This window comes from Streptomyces sp. AK02-01A (assembly GCF_033795305.1).
Classification (GTDB): Bacteria; Actinomycetota; Actinomycetes; order Streptomycetales; family Streptomycetaceae; genus Streptomyces.
Genome location: NZ_JARBAE010000024.1, coordinates 16,016 through 36,858, shown reverse-complemented (window position 1 = coordinate 36,858; position 20,843 = coordinate 16,016). Strand labels below are relative to the sequence as shown.

General features: G+C 69.0%; 22 protein-coding genes. 12 read left to right on the top strand and 10 right to left on the bottom strand.

Going from position 1 to position 20,843, the window contains the following annotated elements; all coding sequences use genetic code 11:
• The first annotated feature begins 90 nt into the window (after positions 1–90).
• The 3 genes from PV679_RS21860 (at position 91) to PV679_RS21850 (ending at position 3,496) form a co-directional block, all read left to right on the top strand.
• Positions 91–1,143 carry a S1C family serine protease gene (locus PV679_RS21860; RefSeq protein ID WP_319682040.1) on the top strand — a complete coding sequence of 351 codons (1,053 nt, stop codon included), beginning with the start codon at positions 91–93 and terminating at the stop codon, positions 1,141–1,143.
• Between the two features lie 179 nt (positions 1,144–1,322).
• Positions 1,323–2,087: a response regulator transcription factor gene (locus PV679_RS21855; RefSeq protein WP_319682039.1), complete on the top strand. Its 765-nt coding sequence runs from the start codon at positions 1,323–1,325 to the stop codon at positions 2,085–2,087.
• A complete protein-coding gene (locus tag PV679_RS21850) occupies positions 2,087–3,496 on the top strand; it encodes a sensor histidine kinase (protein WP_416069774.1) in 1,410 nt (469 codons plus the stop codon). The genes PV679_RS21855 and PV679_RS21850 overlap by 1 nt, the downstream gene beginning before the upstream one ends.
• 25 nt (positions 3,497–3,521) lie before the next feature.
• Here PV679_RS21850 and PV679_RS21845 read toward each other — a convergent pair whose 3' ends face one another.
• Positions 3,522–4,175, bottom strand: coding sequence for an FMN-dependent NADH-azoreductase (locus PV679_RS21845; RefSeq protein ID WP_319682037.1), 654 nt, complete (start codon positions 4,173–4,175; stop codon positions 3,522–3,524).
• Positions 4,176–4,325: 150 nt separating this feature from the next.
• Here PV679_RS21845 and PV679_RS21840 point away from each other — a divergent pair, with 150 nt between their 5' ends.
• The gene (locus PV679_RS21840) at positions 4,326–4,763 is read left to right on the top strand and encodes a helix-turn-helix domain-containing protein (RefSeq protein ID WP_319682036.1); all 438 of its coding nucleotides are present in this window, start codon (positions 4,326–4,328) and stop codon (positions 4,761–4,763) included.
• A 146-nt stretch (positions 4,764–4,909) separates the two neighbouring features.
• On the opposite strand, the gene PV679_RS21835 is transcribed toward PV679_RS21840, so the two are convergent.
• The 4 genes from PV679_RS21835 to PV679_RS21820 form a co-directional block, all read right to left on the bottom strand.
• Positions 4,910–5,797: a phosphatidylinositol-specific phospholipase C gene (locus PV679_RS21835; protein WP_319682035.1), complete on the bottom strand. Its 888-nt coding sequence runs from the start codon at positions 5,795–5,797 to the stop codon at positions 4,910–4,912.
• Between the two features lie 49 nt (positions 5,798–5,846).
• Positions 5,847–6,278, bottom strand: a complete 432-nt coding sequence (locus tag PV679_RS21830) for a hypothetical protein (RefSeq protein WP_319682034.1) — start codon at positions 6,276–6,278, stop codon at positions 5,847–5,849.
• 287 nt (positions 6,279–6,565) lie between these two features.
• Complete coding sequence (locus tag PV679_RS21825) at positions 6,566–6,766, bottom strand: DUF397 domain-containing protein (RefSeq protein ID WP_319682033.1); 201 nt, start codon at positions 6,764–6,766, stop codon at positions 6,566–6,568.
• 10 nt (positions 6,767–6,776) lie between these two features.
• Positions 6,777–7,625 (bottom strand): helix-turn-helix transcriptional regulator, encoded by an 849-nt coding sequence (locus tag PV679_RS21820; RefSeq protein WP_319682032.1) that lies wholly within the window; start codon positions 7,623–7,625, stop codon positions 6,777–6,779.
• Between the two features lie 245 nt (positions 7,626–7,870).
• Between PV679_RS21820 and PV679_RS21815 the strand changes: the two genes are divergently transcribed.
• Both PV679_RS21815 and PV679_RS21810 read left to right on the top strand, forming a co-directional pair.
• Positions 7,871–8,320, top strand: coding sequence for an ATP-binding protein (locus PV679_RS21815; RefSeq protein WP_319682031.1), 450 nt, complete (start codon positions 7,871–7,873; stop codon positions 8,318–8,320).
• A 577-nt stretch (positions 8,321–8,897) separates the two neighbouring features.
• Positions 8,898–9,230 carry a PCC domain-containing protein gene (locus tag PV679_RS21810; RefSeq protein ID WP_319682030.1) on the top strand — a complete coding sequence of 111 codons (333 nt, stop codon included), beginning with the start codon at positions 8,898–8,900 and terminating at the stop codon, positions 9,228–9,230.
• A gap of 88 nt (positions 9,231–9,318) precedes the next feature.
• Here PV679_RS21810 and PV679_RS21805 read toward each other — a convergent pair whose 3' ends face one another.
• Entirely contained in the window at positions 9,319–9,498 is a 180-nt protein-coding gene (locus PV679_RS21805; RefSeq protein WP_319682029.1) for a hypothetical protein, read from the bottom strand.
• A gap of 66 nt (positions 9,499–9,564) precedes the next feature.
• Here PV679_RS21805 and PV679_RS21800 point away from each other — a divergent pair, with 66 nt between their 5' ends.
• On the top strand, positions 9,565–9,936 hold the full coding sequence (locus PV679_RS21800) for a hypothetical protein (protein WP_319682028.1): 372 nt from the start codon (positions 9,565–9,567) through the stop codon (positions 9,934–9,936).
• Between the two features lie 193 nt (positions 9,937–10,129).
• Here PV679_RS21800 and PV679_RS21795 read toward each other — a convergent pair whose 3' ends face one another.
• Positions 10,130–10,330 (bottom strand): DUF397 domain-containing protein, encoded by a 201-nt coding sequence (locus PV679_RS21795; RefSeq protein WP_319682027.1) that lies wholly within the window; start codon positions 10,328–10,330, stop codon positions 10,130–10,132.
• Between the two features lie 250 nt (positions 10,331–10,580).
• On the opposite strand from PV679_RS21795, the gene PV679_RS21790 reads away from it, so the two are divergent.
• From PV679_RS21790 to PV679_RS21775, 4 genes are all read left to right on the top strand, one after another.
• On the top strand, positions 10,581–11,144 hold the full coding sequence (locus PV679_RS21790; protein ID WP_319682026.1) for a hypothetical protein: 564 nt from the start codon (positions 10,581–10,583) through the stop codon (positions 11,142–11,144).
• An 86-nt stretch (positions 11,145–11,230) separates the two neighbouring features.
• The gene (locus PV679_RS21785) at positions 11,231–11,755 is read left to right on the top strand and encodes a SigE family RNA polymerase sigma factor (RefSeq protein WP_319682025.1); all 525 of its coding nucleotides are present in this window, start codon (positions 11,231–11,233) and stop codon (positions 11,753–11,755) included.
• The gene (locus PV679_RS21780) at positions 11,752–12,456 is read left to right on the top strand and encodes a hypothetical protein (protein ID WP_319682024.1); all 705 of its coding nucleotides are present in this window, start codon (positions 11,752–11,754) and stop codon (positions 12,454–12,456) included. Before PV679_RS21785 ends, PV679_RS21780 begins: the two co-directional genes overlap by 4 nt.
• Positions 12,457–13,026: 570 nt before the next feature.
• Positions 13,027–14,268, top strand: a complete 1,242-nt coding sequence (locus tag PV679_RS21775) for an ice-binding family protein (protein WP_319682023.1) — start codon at positions 13,027–13,029, stop codon at positions 14,266–14,268.
• A gap of 175 nt (positions 14,269–14,443) precedes the next feature.
• Here the strand turns inward: PV679_RS21775 and PV679_RS21770 are convergent, their stop codons facing one another.
• The 3 genes from PV679_RS21770 to PV679_RS21760 all read right to left on the bottom strand — a co-directional run bounded on the left by PV679_RS21770 (position 14,444) and on the right by PV679_RS21760 (position 19,427).
• On the bottom strand, positions 14,444–15,688 hold the full coding sequence (locus tag PV679_RS21770) for an IPT/TIG domain-containing protein (protein ID WP_319682022.1): 1,245 nt from the start codon (positions 15,686–15,688) through the stop codon (positions 14,444–14,446).
• Between the two features lie 214 nt (positions 15,689–15,902).
• Positions 15,903–16,649: an IPT/TIG domain-containing protein gene (locus PV679_RS21765; protein WP_319682021.1), complete on the bottom strand. Its 747-nt coding sequence runs from the start codon at positions 16,647–16,649 to the stop codon at positions 15,903–15,905.
• Positions 16,650–17,612: 963 nt separating this feature from the next.
• Complete coding sequence (locus PV679_RS21760; protein ID WP_319682020.1) at positions 17,613–19,427, bottom strand: bifunctional metallophosphatase/5'-nucleotidase; 1,815 nt, start codon at positions 19,425–19,427, stop codon at positions 17,613–17,615.
• A gap of 234 nt (positions 19,428–19,661) precedes the next feature.
• On the opposite strand from PV679_RS21760, the gene mshD reads away from it, so the two are divergent.
• On the top strand, positions 19,662–20,582 hold the full coding sequence (gene mshD / locus PV679_RS21755) for a mycothiol synthase (RefSeq protein WP_319682019.1): 921 nt from the start codon (positions 19,662–19,664) through the stop codon (positions 20,580–20,582).
• Positions 20,583–20,843 lie beyond the last annotated feature (261 nt).

Here is a 20,843-nt window from a genome sequence, read left to right as displayed (position 1 = left end):
CGGGACCTTTATATCGGGCATACACGCTTCTGTCGGGCTTCTCAGAGCGTCCTCAGCCGGTTCTCATCTACGGGTCCGACAGTCATTCCCATGACGGACTACAACCGCCCGAGCGGCGACGAAGGCAGCGGACAGCACCAGCACTCCGGATGGTCCACGGGCCCGGCCTATCCGCCGCCGCCCGCGTACGGTCCCATCCTTCCTCCGGCCCATCACGGCCATGGCGGCGCCGCACCGGCGCGCCGGGCCAAGGGCCCGCTCGCGCTGCTCGCGGCCGTGGCGATCGCCGCCGCCGTCGTCGGCGGCGGTACGGCCACGCTGGTCGGCCAGTACACCGACAGCGCCACCGGCGGCAGCTCCACCACCATCAGCGGGACGACCGTCTCGCAGAGCAGCTCCGGCACCGTCGCCGGTGTCGCGCAGGCCGTCTCGCCGAGCATCGTCGAGATCAACGCGGCATCCAGCGGCGGCCAGTCCACCGGCTCCGGCGTGATCATCACCTCCGACGGCCAGATCATCACCAACAACCATGTGATCGCCGGTGCCTCGTCGATAAAGGTCCAGCTCAGCAGCGGCAAGACCTATGACGCACAGGTCCTCGGCACCGACGCCGACAAGGACCTCGCGCTCGTCAAGCTGGACGGCGCGAGCGGCCTGAAGACGGCCACGCTCGGCGACTCCGACCAGGTGAGGGTCGGCGACCAGGCCGTGGCCATCGGCTCTCCCGAGGGCCTGACCGGCACCGTCACCAGCGGCATCATCTCGGCCCTCGACCGCGATGTCACCGTGGCCAAGGAGCAGGACCAGGGACAGCAGCAGCAACAGCAGGGCGACGGCGGCTGGCCGTTCGAGTTCGGCGGGCGCCAGTTCAACGGCGACACCGGGTCCTCGAAGACCACGTACAAGGCGCTCCAGACCGACGCCTCGCTCAACCCGGGCAACTCCGGCGGTGCGCTGATCAATATGAACGGCCAGATCATCGGCATCAACTCCGCGATGTACGCGCCGAGTTCGGCAACGTCCGGCGGCGACTCCGGCGCGGGCAGTGTCGGCAGTGTCGGTCTCGGGTTCGCCATCCCGGTCAACACCGTCAAGGCCGACCTCTCCGCACTGCGCTCCGGCGGCACCAACAGCGCCGTCTGATCCGGCACGGACCGCGACCGACCGCGCACAGCACGCGCTCGTCCATGATCGCGGCCGGGCCGCAGCGCACCGGCCGGACGGGAAGCGCGGCGCCGACGGGAAGCGCGGCGCCGCGGCCGGCCGTGCGACGCTGATAGCACCGGTCATCCGTCCCACCGAGCTGACGAGGTAGAAGCGACATGAGTCCCGCCGAGGGCGATCCGCAACGCATCCTGATCGTCGACGACGAGCCCGCCGTCCGCGAGGCGCTCCAGCGGAGCCTCGCCTTCGACGGCTACGGGACAGAGGTCGCCGTCGACGGCGTCGACGCTCTCACCAAGGCCGCCGCCTACGGTCCGGATCTGATCGTCCTCGACATCCAGATGCCACGTATGGACGGTCTGACCGCGGCCCGCCGCCTGCGGGCCGGCGGCTCGAAGGTGCCGATCCTGATGCTGACCGCCCGCGACACGGTCGGTGACCGGGTCACCGGCCTGGACTCCGGCGCCGACGACTACCTCGTCAAGCCCTTCGAGCTGGACGAGCTCTTCGCGCGGATCCGCGCGCTGCTGCGCCGCAGCTCGTACGCGACGGAACCGGGCGATCCGGCCCGGGACGACGTGCTCGCCTTCGCCGATCTGCGGATGGACCTGACGACCCGCGAAGTCTCCCGAGGCAACCGGCGCGTGGAGCTGACCCGTACCGAATTCACTCTGCTGGAGATGTTCCTGGCGCATCCCAGGCAGGTGCTCACCCGGGAGCAGATCCTCAAGGCCGTCTGGGGATTCGACTTCGAGCCGAGCTCCAACTCACTGGATGTGTACGTGATGTATCTGCGCCGGAAGACGGAGAGCGGCGGCGAGCCCCGGCTGGTCCACACCGTGCGAGGCGTCGGATACGCGCTGCGCGCCGACTCCGGAAGCGGCGGTGCGAGCGCGGCCGGGACCGGCGGCGGTCCGGAGTGATCTCTCCCGTACGCCGCTTCCGGGCGCTGCCGATCCGGTCGCGTCTCGCGTTGCTGGTCGCCACGGCCGTGGCCGTGGCGGTCGCCGCCGCGGCCGTCGCCTGCTGGCTGCTGACGCGCGCCCAGTTGGAGAGCGAGCTGGACAAGTCGCTCCAGAACACCTCGGCCCAGCCCGCCGCCGTACGGGAAGCGCTGACCAACTGCGCCACGGGCACCAGCCCCGACGGCATCACCACCACCGCCTTCGCCTATGTCCAGGTGGTGAGCGGCGACGGCAGGCGCTGTGTGTTCCCGTACTCGGAGCCGGTGAAGGTCCAGCCGCAGGATGTGGCGGTCGCGCGTGGCACCGAACAGGACAGCCTGCACAACAGCACCACCGACAGCGGCGCCGCCGTCCGCGTCAGGACACAGCGCGTGCCGCTCGGGCCCGGCGCCGAGGCCGCCGTCTCCGTGTCGCGTCCGCTCGCCGAGATCGACACCTCGCTGAACACGCTGGCCCTGCTGCTCGCGGCCGTCGCCGGTATCGGTGTCATCGGAGCGGGCGCGGCCGGCCTCTGGGTCGCCAGAGAGGCGCTCCGGCCCGTCGACGGACTGACCCACGCGGTCGAGCATGTCGCCAGGACGGAGGACCTCACCGTCCGTATCCCGGTCGAAGGCGAGGACGAGATCGCGCGGCTGTCCCGCTCCTTCAACTCCATGACCGCCGCGCTCGCCTCCTCCCGGGACCGGCAGTCGCAGTTGATCGCCGACGCGGGCCACGAGCTGCGGACACCGCTGACCTCGCTCCGTACCAATATCGAGCTGCTGGCGCGCAGCGAGGAGACGGGCCGGGCCATCCCGCCGGACGACCGCAAGGCGCTCATGGCGTCCGTGAAGGCGCAGATGACCGAACTGGCCTCGCTGATCGGCGATCTTCAGGAGCTGTCCCGCCCGGACGCCGCCGATCCGGGCCCGCTCCAGGTCGTCGCGCTCCACCAGATCGTGGAGAGCGCGCTGGAACGGGCCCGGCTGCGCGGTCCCGAGCTGACCATCCGCGCGGATCTGCGTCCCTGGTACGTACGGGCCGAGCCGGCCGCGCTGGAGCGCGCGCTGGTCAATGTCCTGGACAACGCGGTGAAGTTCAGTCCGGCGGGCGGCTCGGTGGAGGTCGCGCTGAGCGCGGCCGGAGAGCTGACGGTGCGCGATCACGGCCCGGGAATCCCGGCCGAGGAGCTGCCGTATGTCTTCGAACGCTTCTGGCGTTCGCCGTCGGCGCGCGCGCTGCCGGGCTCCGGTCTCGGACTGTCGATCGTGGCCCGCACCGTCCAGCAGACCGGCGGCGAGATCGCGCTCCGTCCGGCGGAGGACGGCGGCACGGTGGCATGGATCCGTATCCCGGGAGCGCCGACGCCGCCGCCGGAGACGTACTGAGCTGACACCGGAGCGGCTGTACAGGTCAGGCGGTGCGGGCGGCAGCGGCCGGGGAGAGTTCCTCGGCGTAGCGGCGCGCCAGTGCGTGCGCGTTCTCCAGTGAGCTCACGTGCAGCGGCACCAGATGCCGCAGCGGTTCCATCACGGGCGCGTAGGTCAGCTCGGGCGTGATCGCGCGGACGTCCAGGGCCATCAGTGCCGGGTCGCCGAGGATGACCTCCAGGGCCGGGACGACGAAGTCCTTGCCGTGGTGCGGGGCGCCGGGGCCGTAGCCGCCGCCACGGGCCGAGACGACGACGGCGGGGCGCCCGGCGGTGGGAACGGCGTCGCCGAGGCCCATGGTCCTGCCGACGATCATGATGTGGTCCAGCCACGCCTTGAACACCGAGGGCATCGACAGGTTGTACATCGGGACGGCGAACAGATAGGCGCTCGCGCCGAGGAACTCCTCGACGAGTGCGTCCTGCACGGCCGCCGCGGCTTTCTGGTCGGCCGTGTGCTCGGCCGCGGGGATGGTACGGGCGGCGATGCCGGCGGCGTCGAGATGGCCGATCGGGTCGAGGGCGAGGTCCCGATGGACGATCTCGCCGTCCCAGGCCGCCGAGAATGTGTCGGCGACCTGCCGGGAGAAGGAGGCGTCGCCGGAGGCGGAGGAGTCTATCCGCAGAAGGTAGGACATGATGGCACTTTCCGTAGCGATGGGTGGCCGAGGTCCGTATTACTTACCGGATGTTCGTAGCCCCACTATTGATTAGAATGAGGACGGTCACAAAAGGCACATTCATGTGTGAGGACACACATGAATGTGCGCTGCGGAGAGGCGACACTCATGAGCACGAGCAAAATCGGAGCGGCTCGCCGCGATGTGCGGGCGAGCGTGCGGGGCGTGCCCGGTCCTTGCGCACACTGGGACGGCCAGGACGCGGACTTCATCCGCGAGATCCTTGATCTGGTCGGCGACAAATGGAGCGTGCTGATCATCGGCACGCTCGCCGACGGCTCGACCCGCTACTCCGATCTCGCGGCCAGAATCCCCGGCATCTCCCAGCGCATGCTCACGCTCACTCTCAAGCACCTCCGGCGCAGCGGGCTCGTGAACCGCACCGCGTACGCGGAGGTCCCGCCTCGCGTCGAGTACTCGCTGACGGGCCTGGGCAGCTCGCTCCTGTCCACGGTCCTGGAGCTGGCCGCCTGGTCCGCGGACCACCACTCCGAGATCCGCGGCCACCAGAACGCCTTCGACGACTCGGCCGCGGCGAACACATGATCAGCCGTTCGGCACGCCAGGACCTCCCGCGCGGTCGCCTGTCGGCCGTCCCTCCGGTGGTCTGACGACGGCGGAGCTGACAGTCCGCCACCTTCGCGATCCGGCGGTACGCGGGCGGCCCGGCCGCCACCGGGCCGCCCGCCTCGTCAGCCGTTGTGCCGGATCAGCGATTCGACCAGTCCGGCGCGCGTGGCCGGAAAGTCCAGCGGCACGATCCCGAGGCCGCGCCAGCCGCTCGCCTCGGCGCCGTCGAGGAAGGTGTGGACCTGCGGGTTGAGCCGGTCGGAGTTCCAGCGCGGCGGAAGCAGCGCGGCCGTGCTGACGTAGTTGATGTACATCTTTCCGGGCTGCTGGGCCGCCTTGCGGAACTGCGCCTCGATCTGCGGATACTTGGCGAAAGGCTCCGCCTGGTAGTCGTCCTGGATGTCGAACAGCGCGGAGTCGCCGTAACGCACGCCGGGCAGCCCGGCGTTGTCCGCGAGCAGGACGATCCGGCCGCGCGCCTCACCGAGCGTCGGCAGAGTCGAGTCGAGCCGGAAGAGCGAACGCCAGCCCTTGCCGTCGAGATAGGTGTCGAAGATCCGCCGGAACTCGGCGTCGCTCTCCGTGGAGTACTCCTGCTTCACCCGCATCAGGACGGTCTCGGAGGGATGCGCACCGAGGAAGTCCCGGCAGGCGCCGAGCACATCGTCGAAGTTGAGGTTCTGGTAGTACGCGGCGTGATGGATGGGAAAGGCGTTGTCGAACGCCCGGCAGCGGACATCGAGGAAGCGGATACCGCTGTCGAGCTGGTCCGCGACGCTGGTTTCCTGGCACGCCACCCAGAGTCCGCCGACCCGGGCGCCGGAATTGTGGGTGCCCGGGATGGTCAACTGCCGTACCGGAGTGGAGTCGGCGAAGCCGGACATCCAGTCCTGTACGGCGAGTGCGCGAGGCGGGGCCGCGACGGCGGAGCCCGCGCCGATGAGCGCGGTGGCGGAGACGGCGAGAGCGCCGGTGAGAAAGGCGCGGCGCGTGCCGGTGGATGTGGTCATGTGGGGGGTGCCTCCGTCGGCCGTGGGGTCAGTGGGAGCAGCCCTCGAATTATGACCGGGACACGTCACGTCCGGAAGGCGAGTCGGCGGCACACGCGAGGGTTTCGCCCGAGGATGCCGGCAGGACGGAAAGCAGGGCCTTGTCGTTCACGTCGAAGACGAGAAAGGGCCGGACGGACCACTCGATCCAGTCGGTGCGACGGCTGAGAGAGAACCCGCAGGGCTCGCCTCGGTGCAGCGCGGCGATGGCGCCGACACAGCCGCCACCTTCGGCCCAACTCAGCGCGCGGTGACGCTCGATGGGCGGAAGCGCGAACGCGAGCGCCCGTACGGCGACTCGGACGCTCCGGACCGCCTCGGCGGGGCTGGCGGCGGAGTAGCGCGACACGACGGCGATGGCGTCGGCGTCCATCGAGGTGTAGGTGACCTGCTCGCACCAGAACGCGCGGGATACGCGGGATGCGGGAGCGGAGTCGCGCATGGCGGTGGCCTCCTGGCGCGGTGTCAGGTTGGCCCCTGCCTGTCGCCGGCATGACGAGCTACAGACAGGGACCAACCCTTCTTGGACTCTCCCAAATGGGCACGGGGTAGGGAGAGTTGCGCCGGTCAGGGCGTGATCCTGCCGAGGAATCGCCCCGGACGGCGACGCGTAGTAACGGTATCGCCACAAGAAGCCATGTCGCAACAGTGGGACGTCCCAAAGTTGCGCCGTCATACGCCAAACGCCCCCCACCTGCGGAGATGAGGGGCGCAGTTGGAGCACTTCCGTCAGATCAGGTGGTCGAACTCTCCAGCCTTGACCCCGAGCAGGAAGGCTCGCAGCTTCTCGCGACTCGTAGTGACGACGGTGTCTGGATCTTCGCTCTCGCGCATCATGATCTGCTCGTTGACGACGGCCAGCTCAACACAGTCCTGATTGTTGTCGGCTCCGGAGTAAGAGGACTTCTGCCAAACGATGTGGTCGGTCATGCCACGTGACTCACATTTCCTGTGCGATGTGTTGGATGAATTTACTTGACTCGTCGGCATCCAGCGAAATCGCTTCCACCGAGTCAAGCAGTGCCCGGTACCTTGCGAGTTGCGCTTCGGCATCGAGAAATCCGCCGTCGAACGCGCTGTCAATTTGGACGGTATCCAGTTCGGGGAGCGAGGCACCCGCATAGAGCATCGAATGAACCGATCCCGTGATCTGCGCATCGAAAGGAACGACGCGGATGGTGATACTCGGCCACAGCGCGACCTCGCAAAGGAATTCGAGCTGTGCCCGAACGACCTCGGCAGGGCCATACCTCATGCGAAGTGCGGCTTCGTGAATGATCGCCTCGAACTTCGGCGGGTTCGGACGGTCAAAAATTTCACGACGCCTCATGCGGTGCTCTACGCGCACGTTGATCTCAGAGGCCGGAACATTGGACACGCCACTCGCGATCAATTCGCGGGCGTACGCCTCCGTTTGGAGCAAGCCGGGCACAACTAGCATCCGCACTGTGCGCAGATATGCAGCATGATGCTCCAGCTCCGCCAGGTCGAGAAAGCCCGGCGACAGAATGCCGCGATAATCCTCCCACCAGCCTTTTCCGCGCTCCTCAGCCATGCTCGCAAGCGCGTCGACAAGATGCTTGTTCGTCGCCGAGCAGTGGGCGGCGATTCGACGGACCCGCTCCGCACTGACGCCGTACCGACCTGACTCCAGATGACTGACCTGAGCCCGCTCACCGCCCAGGAATGCCGCAACCTCACTGCCGGACATTCCAGCCCGTTCACGCAACTTTCGCAGCTCGGTTCCCAACCGCTTCTGCCGGGCGGTCGGGTAAGCCCTTGGCGGCATGAGCCCTCCCTCTTCCAGTGCTTCAGAGTGTGACGCCCCACAGTGCCATGGGTCTACTCGGATGAATGCGACGCCCGTCCCATTGTTGCGCCGTCCCACTGTTGTGCCCTAACGTCCGGAGGGCGCACACGCCGCCAAGTAGGTCCGAAGTGCAGCCACTCGCCCGCCCGTTGAGGATCCGGTGACGGCCAGGGACACGGACACGCGCATGAAGCGGCGCAACCGACCACCCTGGGAGATGACGCATGACCTCCGCCAACGCCCCAGCACTCCCCGTACCACCGCCACCGAGCCCCGAAATCTATCGGCTCGCCGTGCCGAACACGGAGAGCGCTCCCAAGATCGCACGCGACTTCGTCGGCTTACTCCTGCGCCGCACAGCCCACTCGGCGCTGGCCGACGACGCACGTCTCTGCACGTCGGAGGTGGTCACCAACGTCCACCGCCACACCCGCACACGCCGCATCCGGCTGGACGTCACGGTCGGCCAACTGCTCGTGATGGTGCACGTCAGGGACGACACACCCTTCGGCCTGCCCGTACCGGGCGCAGGAGGCGCTGAACAGACCCATGGCCGTGGTCTGTTACTGCTGGACAGCCTCGCCGTCGACTGGGGCTGGACCATCTTCGGCGGCTGCTCGCCGGAGTCCAAAGCCGTGTGGTTCACGCTGGCCGAGAGCGAGCAGACCGCGTGACGGCTCCGGCAACCGACGGCGCCGCATGGGGTTTTGTGGCGCTCGTCCTCAGTCTCGTCGTACTGGCGGTGGGACTTCTCCACGCCTCGACGCCGGGCCCGGACCACACCGGGCCTCAAGCGCCACCAGATGCGGTGGATGAGCGCACCTACACCTGTTACTGCCACCGCGACCCTGTTCTCGTCACCATCCCGGTGACCGAGACCCCTCCTCGACCCGAAGCCCGGACAGGTCAGCGGTGACGCACTGCGGCTGCTGGCCGAACTGTTCCTGCTCTTCCCGGCCATACTCTCGCCAGGCTGCCCGGCCAGGGCCAAGCCGACGACGTCGCCCGCGTCCTGGCCCACGACGAAGAGGTCCGCCACCTCTACCTGACGGCCGTCACCTCCCGCGTCTGCGCCGTCGACTGGACAACCGCAGGCCGGATCGCCTCCCAGCCCGCCTCATACGGGCACCGTGCGGACTTCCTCGCCGCCCGCTTCGCGAGAGAGTCCCTCAACCCCCAGGACTCTGGCGCTCGCTGGTGCTCCTCGGTCATGCTGCGGGAGCTGAGCCCCATGATCGGACGGAGTCCCGCGTGATCGTCTTTGAAGTCTCCCAGGGAGAGCTCGTCGACGAGCTGAACCGCCAGGCCGCCGACTCCGGCATCACCGACGCGGCGATCGTCTCCCTGGTCGGGGCCGCCGACTCCTTCACCGTCTCCACCATGCCCGAAGGCGACGCGCTCAAAGACACCATCACCACATACGACCTGCCCGGCGAGATGACCGGCACCGGCGAGATCCGCAACGGCTTCGTCCACCTCCACGTCGTCATGGGCGTCGAAGGCGACCGCGCCATCGCCGGACACCTCCACGAGGCCCACATCGGCACCCACTTCGCACGCGCCTACGTCATCCCCGCCCACTGACAGGCCCGGCGTCAGAGGTGTCCGCACTCGGCCCCGGCGCCGTCCTTCCCTTGTGGGGCGCCGGGGCCGATCACTGTCCGGGCCGGGCTCACTTCTCCTGGCCGTCGTCATCGTCGTCGAGGTCGACGGCGTCCGGGTCGGCCCGCCGGGCGGCCTTGGCGACCGTGGTGTGCGGCCGGCGCCGCTTCGCGATCAGCCCAGTCCCAATGCCGGGACAGAGCCGTGGCGACCGATCACCACGATGAGGACTGTCAGTGCGGTGCGCCATGCTCACTCGTCAGAGCTTGCGATCGGCGGCAGCGCCCGCCCGGCACTGCGGAAGGACGGCGGGATTGTGAAGACTTTGGTCAGCGGTCAGGTGTATGTCTCCTACAGCCAGATCTATGTGGAAAGTGACCACGAAGGCCCCGGCCCCGGACTCTCGGAGTCCTTCGCCGGCCAGGACGCCGGACTGTGCGGCGCCGCCACGGAAGGAGCGCTGTGGCTCATCACCGGCCTGCACACAGGCAGCGTCGGATTCACGGTCGAGCTGCATGACGTCCGGCCGCAGGTTGATCCCTTGTGGGAAGAGGTCGTCGAAGTCCCGTTCAGACCCGAGTCGTCACGGACGTTGCTCATCCAGTGGGCAGGGGAAACCAGTTGGGAGCTCGGTCTCGAACAGGTCGACTACCGGGCCCGGTACTGCGCCGTCGCGATGGACGCGTGAAAGGCGGCGGACACAAGAGCGCCCGATGAGCCTCAACTGGACAGGTATCTGCTTCAGTTCTGGCCGAGCCCGCCTGAGCCGGCCCAGGTGGTGAAGCAGACCAGCGACATAGCTGCCTACTGGCACGAATACGCCAGGGAGCTCCCTCTGCCTCCACCTGCCGATGCCACTGTCCGTACGGCGAGTGCTCCCGTCAGATCAGATGGTCGAACTCGCCGGCCTTGACCCCCAGGAGGAAGGCGCGCAGCTTCTCGGGACTCGTGGTGACGACCATGTCCGGAGCGTCGCTCTCACGCATCATGATCTGTCCGTCGGCGCGGGCCAGCTCGACGCAGTTCTGGTTGTCGTCGGCTCCGGAGAACGACGACTTCTGCCAAACGATGTGGTCGGTCATGCCACGTGCCTCGCTTCCCTCGTGTGTGTGGGTCGATTCTTTCAACTCGTCGGCGTCCAGCGGTGTCGCTTCGGCTGAATTGGTCGTCGAACGGCTGCTGTCCGCAGACGAGTTGGGAGCGAAGGACAGGAAAAAGGCATCGGCCTGTGTCATCCAGGACCCGGACGGACGGGGTTCTAGAGAGTGGAGAGGCGCCTCCATCCCGTACAGCGAGACCTGTTCACCCAGATCCGCAAGGAGTCTTACGTCCATGACACGGATAACGAAGTACGTGGCGGCCACGGCGGTCGCCGCCGCGATCCTGGCGGCGCCGGCCACGGCGTACGCGAGCGCTCCGGCGAAGGCCCCGGTGGCCGAGGCGGCCGGCGTCGCCAAGGCTTTCCACTCGGCCTCGGCGGTGCGCGTGGTCGCGCCGGGCGAGCGCGTACGGGCCATGCCCGGCGTGGACGTCTGGCTGACGCCTGAAGGCAAGTACTGGTCGACGCCGGAGATCGGCGAGCAGTTCCGCAGCGTCGTCGACGGCAACATCGACACCAGCCGGCCCGGCGTCAGCTTCCAGGCCGAACCGGTCGGCGACCGCTACTTCCTGTCCGGCCTCTACTACGGCACTCACAGAACCGCCGCCGTCAAGGTCGTCACCGCGTACGGCACCGTCACCGCCAAGCTGGTCCAACTGCCCGGCCGGCCCGGCTGGGGCGTCTGGTACGCGACGAGCGCGCTTCCGGACTCACAGCAGTTTCCCGACACCTTCTTCCGCAGCGTCACGGCCTACGACGCCGCCGGCCGCGCCATCACCTCCCTGCCTCTCGGCTGATCTCCGGCGGTGAGGGCCCGGCGGTGCCGGGCCCTCACCCGTCTCCTCCTCCGACGTACGTCTCCCACTCAAAGGATCCGCCGGCTGTGACGCACGAGAGCCAAGGCGACTTCGCCGAGTTCGCCGCCACGGCCTGGCCCCGCCTCGTACGCACCGCGCACATGCTCACCGGCGACTTCCACGAGGCCGAGGACCTGGTGCAGAACACGCTGACCAAGGTCTACGCCCGGTGGCGGCGCATTCCGCGTGACGAGATCGACGTGTACGTACGCCGGGCGCTGATCAACAACAACCTCAGCCGGATCCGCAAGAAGCGCGTCGCTCATCTGCTGATGCCGTTACTTCCCGAGACGGTGCACCGCGTGCACGGCGGGCACGCCGAGGCCGTCGAGCGCCGCACCGCTCTCGCGCAGGCGCTGGCCACTCTGTCGGCCCGCCAACGGGCCGTGATGGTCCTCCGCTACTGGGACGACCTGAGCGAGCAGGACATCGCCACCGTCCTGAACTGCTCACTGGGCACGGTCAAGACCCACGCCAGGCGCGGCCTCCAGGCCCTGCGCGCCCATCCCGCGTTCGCCTCCGACACATCCGCCTCCGGAGACCGCCGATGACTTCCCGGTCCGACTTCGAGCGGCTGCGTGAGGTGTTCACCGACGCCGCCTACGACATCGTGCCTTCTCCCGTCCCACTGGCCGCGATCGAGAAGGCGAGCCGGGTCCGGCGGCGGCGCCGCGCGGCCGGACTGGCCGTCGGCTGCGCCCTGCTGCTCGCTCCGTCGGCCGCCGTCGCTCTCCACCTCATCGGGCCCGCGCCCGCGACGGTCGTACGACCGGCCGCCACCGCCACACCGGCGCCTCCGCCCGCGCCTCCGTCGCCCACCGCCACCGCCAGAGCGGTGCGGGTGGTCGCGCCGGGCGAGCGGGTTCGCGTGCTGCCGGGCGCGGAGCTGTGGCTGACCGAGGAAGGAAAGCACTGGTCCACGCCGGAGATGGCGGAGCAGTTCCGGAGCGTCACCGACGGCAACCTCGACACCAGCAGTCCCGACGTGGCCTTCCAGAGCGAAGCGGTCGGCGACCGCTACTTCCTGTCCGGGCTCTACTACGGCACCGACAAGGCGGCCGCCGTCAAGGTCGTCACCCAGCACGGCACGCTCACCGCCACCATGGTGCGGCTGGCCGGTCATCCGGACTGGGGTGTCTGGTACGCCACCAGCGCACTGCCCGACGCCCCGGAGTTTCCCGACGCCTTCTTCCGCAGCATCACCGTCTACGACGCCGCCGGACGCACCCTGGCCACCCTGGCGCTCGGCTGAGGGCTTCCCGCCCGGCTCACGGCGCGTGCCGGGCCGTCAGCGCCTTCCGCAACGCGGTTGACCAGGCGGACAATTGTCTTCCACCATTCCCATAAGACCGTCCTCGGCGCACCATTGACCCATGGCGGTCTCAATTGTCAGGGCGCACAGGGAATATGAAATCTCCGGGTCGTTTCTTTCGCCGGCGGTATGCCGACCCCGGCCTTGACCGAAGGCATCGGCGGTTCAGGGCCCGGGAAATTCACTGAATCCCGGACGAGAGACATTCGCCGGTTCTGACCGCGCGACGGTCCGCGCCGAGACGCCCGCCGAGCACCGCGCGACGGCCGGGCGCACTACATCCCACCTGAGGTTTCCGGTGCTCAGGAACCGAGAGACGCCACCTCAGTGATTATTCATAATATCCGCTTTGCTAGTCACTCTCACGAATAGCGGAATTCTTAGAATCACTCAAATGCGTCCGACTACCGAGGTAAAAATCTGCGTAATATGCCGCACGGCGGAAACCAGGGGATTCACTCCGGCCAGGAACCGTCACCACGCGTCTATCCCACGGGAGCTAGTTCCTCGATGACTCTTTACATTCCTGGCGCGCCGCAACGGCGCGCGTTGTCGGCCTGGTTCGCGGCCGTATTCACCGTGCTCCTCGCCGCCGTGGTGGTGGCGACGACATCGACAAGGGCAAGCGCCATCGCGACAGCGGTTCCGCTCGGCACGGCGACCAGCTTCGCGGTTCTCGGCGGCCAGTCGGTCACCAACACCGGACCTTCGGTGATCACCGGAGACCTCGGAGTGAGCCCCGGCACCGCGATCACCGGCTTCCCGCCCGGTCTGGTCAACGGAACCATCCACTCCGCGGACGCGGTGGCCCTGCAGGCGCAGACCGACCTCACCACGGCGTACAACAACGCCGCCGGCCAGGCCCCGGACGCCAACATCGCCGGAGACCTCGGTGGCCTCACGCTGGCCCCGGGCGTCTACAACGCGGCGTCCTCCATCGGCATCACCGGCACGCTCACGCTGGACGCCGCGGGCGACCCGAACGCCGTCTGGGTGTTCCAGATCGGATCGACGCTGACGACGGCCTCCGCCAGCCAGGTGCTCCTGGTCAACGGCGCCTCGCCGTGCAACGTCTTCTGGCAGATCGGGAGTTCCGCGACGCTGGGCACCAGCTCCTCGTTCGTCGGCAGCATCCTCGCGCTGACCTCGATCAGCGCGACCACGGGAGCGACCATCAACGGCCGCGCGCTGGCCCGTAACGGCTCGGTGACGCTGGACACCAACACGATCACCCGTCCGATCTGCGGCGGCGCCACCACCACGACCGGTGCCACCACCACGACCGGCGCCACCACGTCGGGGACCACATCCGGTGTGACGACCGGCGGCACCACCAGCGGCGGCATCCTGGGCGGCGTGCTCGGCGGCCTCACCACCGGCGGCACGGCCGGCAACATCTCCGGCGGACTCGTCGCGGGCACCACCGGTGCCACCACGACCACCGGCGGCAACGGCGGCCACCACAAGCCCGGCAAGCACCACCACCACAAGCCCCCCAAGCACCACCACAAGCCCGGCTACGGCCACCACCAGGGCTACGGCTCGAAGCCCAACTACGGCTACGGCAAGAAGCCGGGCTACGGCCAGAGCTACGGCTACGGCAAGAAGCCCGGCTACGGCAAGCACTACGGCTACGGCAAGAAGCCCGGCTACGGCCAGCACTACGGCTACGGCAAGAAGCCCGGCTACGGCAAGCACCAGGGATACGGCCACCGGCCGAACCCGTACGGTGCCCACAGCTACCTGGGCTGAGAAAAAGTCGCTCCGGCCCGCGCGGGCCGGAGCGTGATGTCCGCTCGTACGCACCGTACGAGCGGGTGGGGTGAGCGGCGCGCGACGGATCGTCATCGATTCCGTCACGCGCCGCTCGTTGTTTCCCGGTCCGCGAAGGCGCCTCGCCGGACCGGGAACATGTCACCGCGTCAGCTCAGATCCCGGGCGGCGCGAGCCGGGTGTAGGGGACACCGGTACTGGTGCCGCCGGGGGTGACGGCGGTGACATTGACCGCACCGGCCGCGCCGGGCGGCGCGGTGGCGGTCAGCTGGGTGTCGGAGACCACGGTGAAGCCGACGAACACGGCCCCGAACTGGACCGCCGTGGTGCCCGTCAAGTTGGTGCCGGTAAGAGTGACGGTGTTGCCGCCACCGAGCGGGCCCTGGTTCGGGACCACGCTGGTGAGCGTCGGGACACCGGCGTAGAGGTACGGGACGGTGTTGCTCGTACCACCGGGTGTGGTGACGCCGACGCCGACCGTGCCGGCGGCTCCGGCCGGGACGACCGCGCTGATCTCCGTGGCGGAGACGACGGTGAACGAGGTCGCCGGAGTGGCGCCGAAGCTGACCGCCGTGGCGCCCAGAAGATTCGAGCCGGTCACCGACACGGTGTTGCCGCCCACGAGAGGCCCGGCGGCGGGAGTGACGGCGGTGAGGACCGGCGCGCCCACATAGAAGTAGAAGACGGCGTTCGTGCTCGTACCGCCGGCCCCGGTGACCGTGACCTGGACCGGACCGGCCACGCCGGTCGGGACGACGGCGGTGATCTGGGTCGGCGTGACAACGGTGAACGAGAACGCCGCGTTGGCGCCGAAGCGCACCGCGGTCACACCGGTGAAACCGCTGCCGGTCAGCGTGACGGTGTTTCCGCCCGCGAGAGGCCCCTGGCTGGGCACCACGCTGGTGACCGACGGCGCGCCGACATACGTGTAGGAGACTCCGGCGCTGGTGCCGCCGGCGGTGGTGACCGTGACCGGGACCGTGCCCGCGACGCCGGCCGGAGCGACCGCCGTGATCTGAGTCGCCGAGACGATGAGGAACGGCGCGAGCGTCGTACCGAAGCGGACCGCGGTCGCGCCGGTGAAGCCGGTGCCGGTCAGTGTGACCGTGGTCCCGCCGGCGACCGGCCCCTGGTTGGGCACCACGCTGGTGAGCACCGGAGCGACCGCGTTGTAGACAAAGCCGATGCCGTTACTGGTGCCCTCGGCCGTGGTCACCGTGATCAGCACGGACCCGGAGCCGGGCGGAGCGACGGCGGTGATCCGGGTCGGAGAGACGATGGTGAAGGACGTGGCCGGTGTGGCGCCAAAATTCACTGCGGTCGCGCCGGTGAAACCGCTGCCGGTCAGCGTGACCGTGGTCCCGGCAACGCCGGAGACGGGGCTGCTTACGTTGATCACAGGGGCGGCCAGGACCGCCGATGGCTGGGCTGTTCGGGACGATGGGCTGTCGGGTGTCTCCACAGCCGTTCTCCTATCGGGGGGTTCCTGTGTCGGATTGCCGCCCGGAGCTCCGGCCGGACAGCGAGGAAGACTGCGTGGCCCGTCCGGCCGGGAAGCGGAACTCCCCGGCCGGACGGACGATCACGCGGTGCGCGATGGATACCGGCGTCGGTCAGATGCCGGGGCCGGCCGCGTAGGTGAAGGCACCCACGTCGGTCGCGGTGCCCGCCGGGTTGGAGAGAGTGACGTCGACCGCTCCGGCGATTCCGGGCGGCGTGACGGCGGAGACGGTCGTGGCGTTGATGACCGAGAACGGCGCCGGCACAGCGTCGAAGGTGACCTGGTTCGTCGAGGCCAGGTTGGTGCCCGTGATGGTCACGGCGGTACCACCGGACGTCGGTCCGGTGGCCGGCGCGATGGTCGCGATGGTGGGATCGTCGATGTATGTGTAGGACAGACCGTTGTTGGCGCCACCGGCGGTGGTCACGCTGACCCCGACCGGTCCGGGCGCCGCGCCCGCCGGGACGACAGCGGTGATCTGGCTGTCGGACAGGACCGTCGGGACCACGGTGTTGGCGCCGAACGCCACGCCGGTCGCGGTGGACAGGCCCGTACCGCTGATGGTGATGGTGTTACCACCGGCGGTGGCGCCGGAGCTCTGGCTCAGGCCGGACTTGAACGGCGCGCCAACGTAGAAGAACGGCACCGGATTGCTGGTCCCGCCCGGGGTGACCACTGTCAGGCCGACCGTGCCGGTGCCCGAGGGCGAGACGGCGGTTACCTGGGTGGGCGAGACGTTGGTGACGGCGGTGGCCGGGTTGGAACCGAAGTTCACGGCGGTGGTGCCGCCGAGGTTGGTTCCCGTGATGGTGACGAGCGTGCCGCCTCCGGTGGATCCCTGGTTCGGGGTGATAGGCATGGTCGCACTCCTTCTGTGTGAACTGCTCTCATGAATGGGGTTGTTGATTCCGGTCGTAGCTGTGAAGGGACCTCCGGGCGGTGCCGGTGCTCGGTCGGTCCGCTCGCTCACCTCCTCTTCCACCGGCCCCGTGGGCGCGCTTGGCCGGCGCACCGGGCAGCCTGTGGAAGTCGCCTCTGGAGGGGCACCGTCGCCGGCCGTCGCCGCGCTGGTGCCTGAAGTTGCTGAGCCGTGTGGCGAGCCGCCGGTTCCTGACGCCGTGGCCGGCCCGCAGCGGAAGCAGCTCCGGCCGAGCCGGAGTCGCCTGCTCACGGTGACGAATTGACTGCCATCCAGCGGCTCGACATGGCTGCGGTGTTCATGTGACGAGTACTGACTCGACCACGGCGGCAACGCCGCACCATGTGTCGTAGAGTCCCCTGGCCACTCGCGTGGCCTCGACTCGGTGTACGCGGATGGCTCGCGTACTGCTCCATTACGTAAGGCGGAAGGTCGCCACACCAGCGTCTGCCGGACCATGGCATCTGCTGGGGTGGGTCCAGATCCCCTTCGGGGGCGCCCATCGCGACCGGACGGCGAAAACGCTGTCAAGGTCCGTCATGCAAGGACTGTCGGCGAAAAGCCGGTGCCGCGCTCCCCCGGAGAGGGATGGGCGGCCCACCGGTTCGGAGACATCAGTCACCCATACCAAGCGAATATGGCGCAAGCAACTTGACACGCGGTCACCCGAACGGAGCAGCGCACGCGCGTAGAAAGGCGTGACGGAGGGGGCCCGATCCGCCCCGTGTTTTTTCGAACGCCCCATGGACCAACCGGGCGCGTGTCACGGCGCGTGGGCCACTCCGGACATGCCGAAGGGCAGCGGGCACATGGCCCGCCGCCCCTCGTCCACTCGTCTCGTCCGCGCGGCGCACCGGCGCGGCGCCGGTCGCGGTACCAGCGGTACCAGCGCCACCAGCGGTGCTACCTGACGACCGTGATCCTGTTCGCCGCCGGCGGGGCCAGCGGGGCCGTCGCCGAGGAGTTCGCCGCCAGGTAGGCGTTGAACAGGTCCAGGTCCGACGGACCCACCAGCTTGTTGGTGCCCTGGCCCAGAGCCGCGAAGCCGTCGCCGCCGCCGGCCAGGAACTCGTTCATCGCGACCCGGTACGTCTTCGCCGGGTCGATCGCCTCACCGTTCAGCCGCACCGAGTCCGTGACGACGCGGGCCGCGCCCGTCTTCGTCATGTCCAGGGTGTAGGCGAGGTTGTGCGAGATCTGGAGGATCTTCGGAGATGCCTCGTTCGCTCCGCTGACCTGCTGCTGGAGCGCGGTGATGAGCTGGGCGCCCGTCAGGTCCACCGCGTTCATCATGTTGGTGAACGGCTGCACCGTGAAGGACTCGCCGTAGGTCACCACGCCGTCGCCCTCGGCGCCGGACGCCTGGTAGACCAGGTCCGACCGGATGCCGCCCGGATTCATGAAGGCGACCTGCGCGCCGCCCTTGTCGGCCGGCGCCATGCCCGCGAGCTGCGCGTCCGCGATCACATCGCCGAGCGGCAACTCCGGCGTCGTCGCGCCGCGGCCGTTGATGTCCGCGGAGATGAAGCCCTGCGCGGTGTTGGCGACCGGCGCGGCCAGCGTGTTCCAGCGCGTGATCAGCGAGGTCATGTCCGCGGCCTTCGGCTGCTCGCGGCTGACGATGTGATTCGCCGACTCCACGCCCGTACGCACGATGTCGTTGGTCCGGCGGTCGTAGGTGAGCGTGGTGTCCGTGTACAGCCTGCCGAACGACGCCGCCGACGTGACCAGACGCGGCTTGCCGGCCGGGTCCGGGATCGTGCAGACGTACGCGTTGTGCGTGTGGCCCGTGACCAGCGCGTCGACCTTCGGCGAGATGCCCTTCGCGATGTCGACGATCGGGCCGGAGACACCGCCGCCGACGGCCGGGCTGTCACAGTCGTAGTTGTACGCGGAGGAGGCGGGCAGACCGCCCTCGTGGATCAGCGCGACGATCGACTTGACGCCCTGCCGGTCCAGCTCCTTGGCGTACTTGTTGACCGTCTCGATCTCGTCGTGGAACTTGAGTCCCTTGACGCCCTCGGCGGTCACGATGTTCGGCGTGCCCTCCAGGGTCACGCCGATGAAGCCGATCTTGACGCCGTTCTTCTTCCAGACCGTGTACGGCTTGAGGACCGGCTTGCCGGACTTCTCGGACGTCACATTGGCGGCGAGATACGGGAAGTCGGCGCCCTTGAACTTCTTCCCGCGCTCGTAGCAGCCCGCGGTCGGATGGCAGCCGCCGTTCTGCAGCCGGGCGAGCTCGACGGCGCCCTCGTCGAACTCGTGGTTGCCGACGGACGTCACATCGAGGTCCATCTTGTTGAGCGCCTCGATGGTCGGCTCGTCGTGGAAGAGACCGGACAGCAGCGGGCTCGCGCCCACCAGGTCACCGGCCGCCGCCGTGACGGAGTACGGGTTGCCCTTGCGCGCGGTGCGCAGCGAGGACGCCAGGTACTCGACGCCACCGGCCGGGATCGCCTTGGTCGTGCCGTCGGCCTGCTTCTCGTTGACGGTCCCGGAGGAGCCGGCGGGCGGCTCCAGGTTTCCGTGCAGGTCGTTGAAGGACAGCAGTTGGACGTCCACGGTGCTCGGCTTCTGGTGGCCGTGGCCGGGCCCGTGGCCGCGGTCATGGGCGGCGGCCGGCATCGCGGCGGCGAGCGCGCCCACGGTGGCCAGACCGGCGGCTGCGGCGAGCAACCGCCGGGCCGCGCGGTTCTTCTGCGGTGTCGCTGACATCGGTCCCCTTGTGAGTTCAGCGTGAGGTCGTGAGAAATCCGGCGCCCGGAAGCCCCGGAGTCTGTGAAGACTGCGAGGCGCAGCCTAGAGTCAACGCGCGTAGCTCGACAGGGGGTGTGGGTTACGAGCTGGTTGCCGTTGGCCCCTCCGCGGTGGGACGGGACGTCTCGGGCGTGTCGGCCACACCGCCACCCGTACTCCGCCGGTACGGGGCTCTCGCCGTACCCTCGACGCATGACTGACGCAGCAGCCCGCGACACCGGCCGGCAGATCCAGACCCTCGACGCGCTCACCACCGAGCAGGCCGACGCCGTCCTCGGCCTGCTCGCGGAAGCGGTCGTGTCGGACGGCGTCCAGGCCGTCTCCGAACAGGGCCGGCTCCAGTTGCGCGGCGGACACCGGGAGGGCGTCCGCCATTTCCTGCTGACCGTCGACGACGAGCTCGTCGGATACGGCCAGCTTGAGGACACCGACCCGATCGAGGCTCCGGCGGCGGAGCTGGTCGTCCGCCCGGGCCGCCGAGGCTGTGGCCACGGCCGGGCGCTCGGCGTCGCGCTGCTGGCCGCGTCCGGGAAGCGGCTGCGGGTGTGGGCACACGGCGGCAAGTCGGCGGCGCGCCATCTCGCGCAGGTGCTCGGGCTGACCCTGTTCCGTGAACTGCGGCAACTGCGCCTCCCGTTGAGTCCGCTCACCATCGCCGAGCCGGTGCTGCCCGCCGGGGTCACCGTCCGTACCTTCGTGCCGGGACAGGACGACGCCGCCTGGCTCGCCGTCAACTCCGCCGCCTTCGCCCACCATCCGGAGCAGGGCACGCTGACCCAGCGGGACCTGGACGACCGCAAGGCCGAGCCGTGGTTCGACCCGAAGGGCTTCTTCCTCGCCGAGCGCGACGGCGAACTGATCGGTTTCCACTGGACCAAGGTGCACGCCGAGGAGCATCTCGGCGAGGTGTATGTCGTCGGCATCAGGCCGGACGCGCAGGGCGGCGGTCTCGGCAAGGCGCTCACCGCGATCGGTCTGCGCCATCTCGCGTCCGAGGCGCTGCCGACCGCGATGCTCTATGTCGACGCGGACAACACGGCGGCGGTGACGGTGTACGAGCGGCTGGGCTTCGCCACCCATGAGGTGGACCTGATGTACCGCACGGAGTCCTGACGCCGCAGCGCCGGAAGCCTCCGCGCGGACACCTGCCGCCGGCCGACGGACCTCGCGGGAACGTTCGGCCGGCGTCTGTACGTTCCCAGGTCAGCGTCGCGGACGCCGGACCGGGACGGCGGGCGGCCCCGGGGAGCCCCGCCCCGCTTTCCTTCACGTCATGTCGCCGTTACCGGCCATTCAGACGCTCTTGCGACGCTCGGTGAATGCAGCCCGCGGTGCCCCCCACTCCGAACGGCAGGATCTACCTCACCCCTGCTC

Excerpts from the sequence above, each read along its gene's own strand:
- PV679_RS21860 (WP_319682040.1), top strand. The coding sequence starts at position 91 with ATGACGGACTACAACCGCCCGAGCGGCGACGAAGGCAGCGGACAGCAC.
- PV679_RS21855 (WP_319682039.1), top strand. The coding sequence starts at position 1,323 with ATGAGTCCCGCCGAGGGCGATCCGCAACGCATCCTGATCGTCGACGAC.
- PV679_RS21845 (WP_319682037.1), bottom strand. The coding sequence starts at position 4,175 with ATGTCCTACCTTCTGCGGATAGACTCCTCCGCCTCCGGCGACGCCTCC.
- PV679_RS21840 (WP_319682036.1), top strand. The coding sequence starts at position 4,326 with ATGAGCACGAGCAAAATCGGAGCGGCTCGCCGCGATGTGCGGGCGAGC.
- PV679_RS21835 (WP_319682035.1), bottom strand. The coding sequence starts at position 5,797 with ATGACCACATCCACCGGCACGCGCCGCGCCTTTCTCACCGGCGCTCTC.
- PV679_RS21830 (WP_319682034.1), bottom strand. The coding sequence starts at position 6,278 with ATGCGCGACTCCGCTCCCGCATCCCGCGTATCCCGCGCGTTCTGGTGC.
- PV679_RS21825 (WP_319682033.1), bottom strand. The coding sequence starts at position 6,766 with ATGACCGACCACATCGTTTGGCAGAAGTCCTCTTACTCCGGAGCCGAC.
- PV679_RS21820 (WP_319682032.1), bottom strand. The coding sequence starts at position 7,625 with ATGCCGCCAAGGGCTTACCCGACCGCCCGGCAGAAGCGGTTGGGAACC.
- PV679_RS21815 (WP_319682031.1), top strand. The coding sequence starts at position 7,871 with ATGACCTCCGCCAACGCCCCAGCACTCCCCGTACCACCGCCACCGAGC.
- PV679_RS21805 (WP_319682029.1), bottom strand. The coding sequence starts at position 9,498 with ATGGCGCACCGCACTGACAGTCCTCATCGTGGTGATCGGTCGCCACGG.
- PV679_RS21795 (WP_319682027.1), bottom strand. The coding sequence starts at position 10,330 with ATGACCGACCACATCGTTTGGCAGAAGTCGTCGTTCTCCGGAGCCGAC.
- PV679_RS21790 (WP_319682026.1), top strand. The coding sequence starts at position 10,581 with ATGACACGGATAACGAAGTACGTGGCGGCCACGGCGGTCGCCGCCGCG.
- PV679_RS21780 (WP_319682024.1), top strand. The coding sequence starts at position 11,752 with ATGACTTCCCGGTCCGACTTCGAGCGGCTGCGTGAGGTGTTCACCGAC.
- PV679_RS21775 (WP_319682023.1), top strand. The coding sequence starts at position 13,027 with ATGACTCTTTACATTCCTGGCGCGCCGCAACGGCGCGCGTTGTCGGCC.
- PV679_RS21765 (WP_319682021.1), bottom strand. The coding sequence starts at position 16,649 with ATGCCTATCACCCCGAACCAGGGATCCACCGGAGGCGGCACGCTCGTC.
- PV679_RS21760 (WP_319682020.1), bottom strand. The coding sequence starts at position 19,427 with ATGTCAGCGACACCGCAGAAGAACCGCGCGGCCCGGCGGTTGCTCGCC.
- mshD (WP_319682019.1), top strand. The coding sequence starts at position 19,662 with ATGACTGACGCAGCAGCCCGCGACACCGGCCGGCAGATCCAGACCCTC.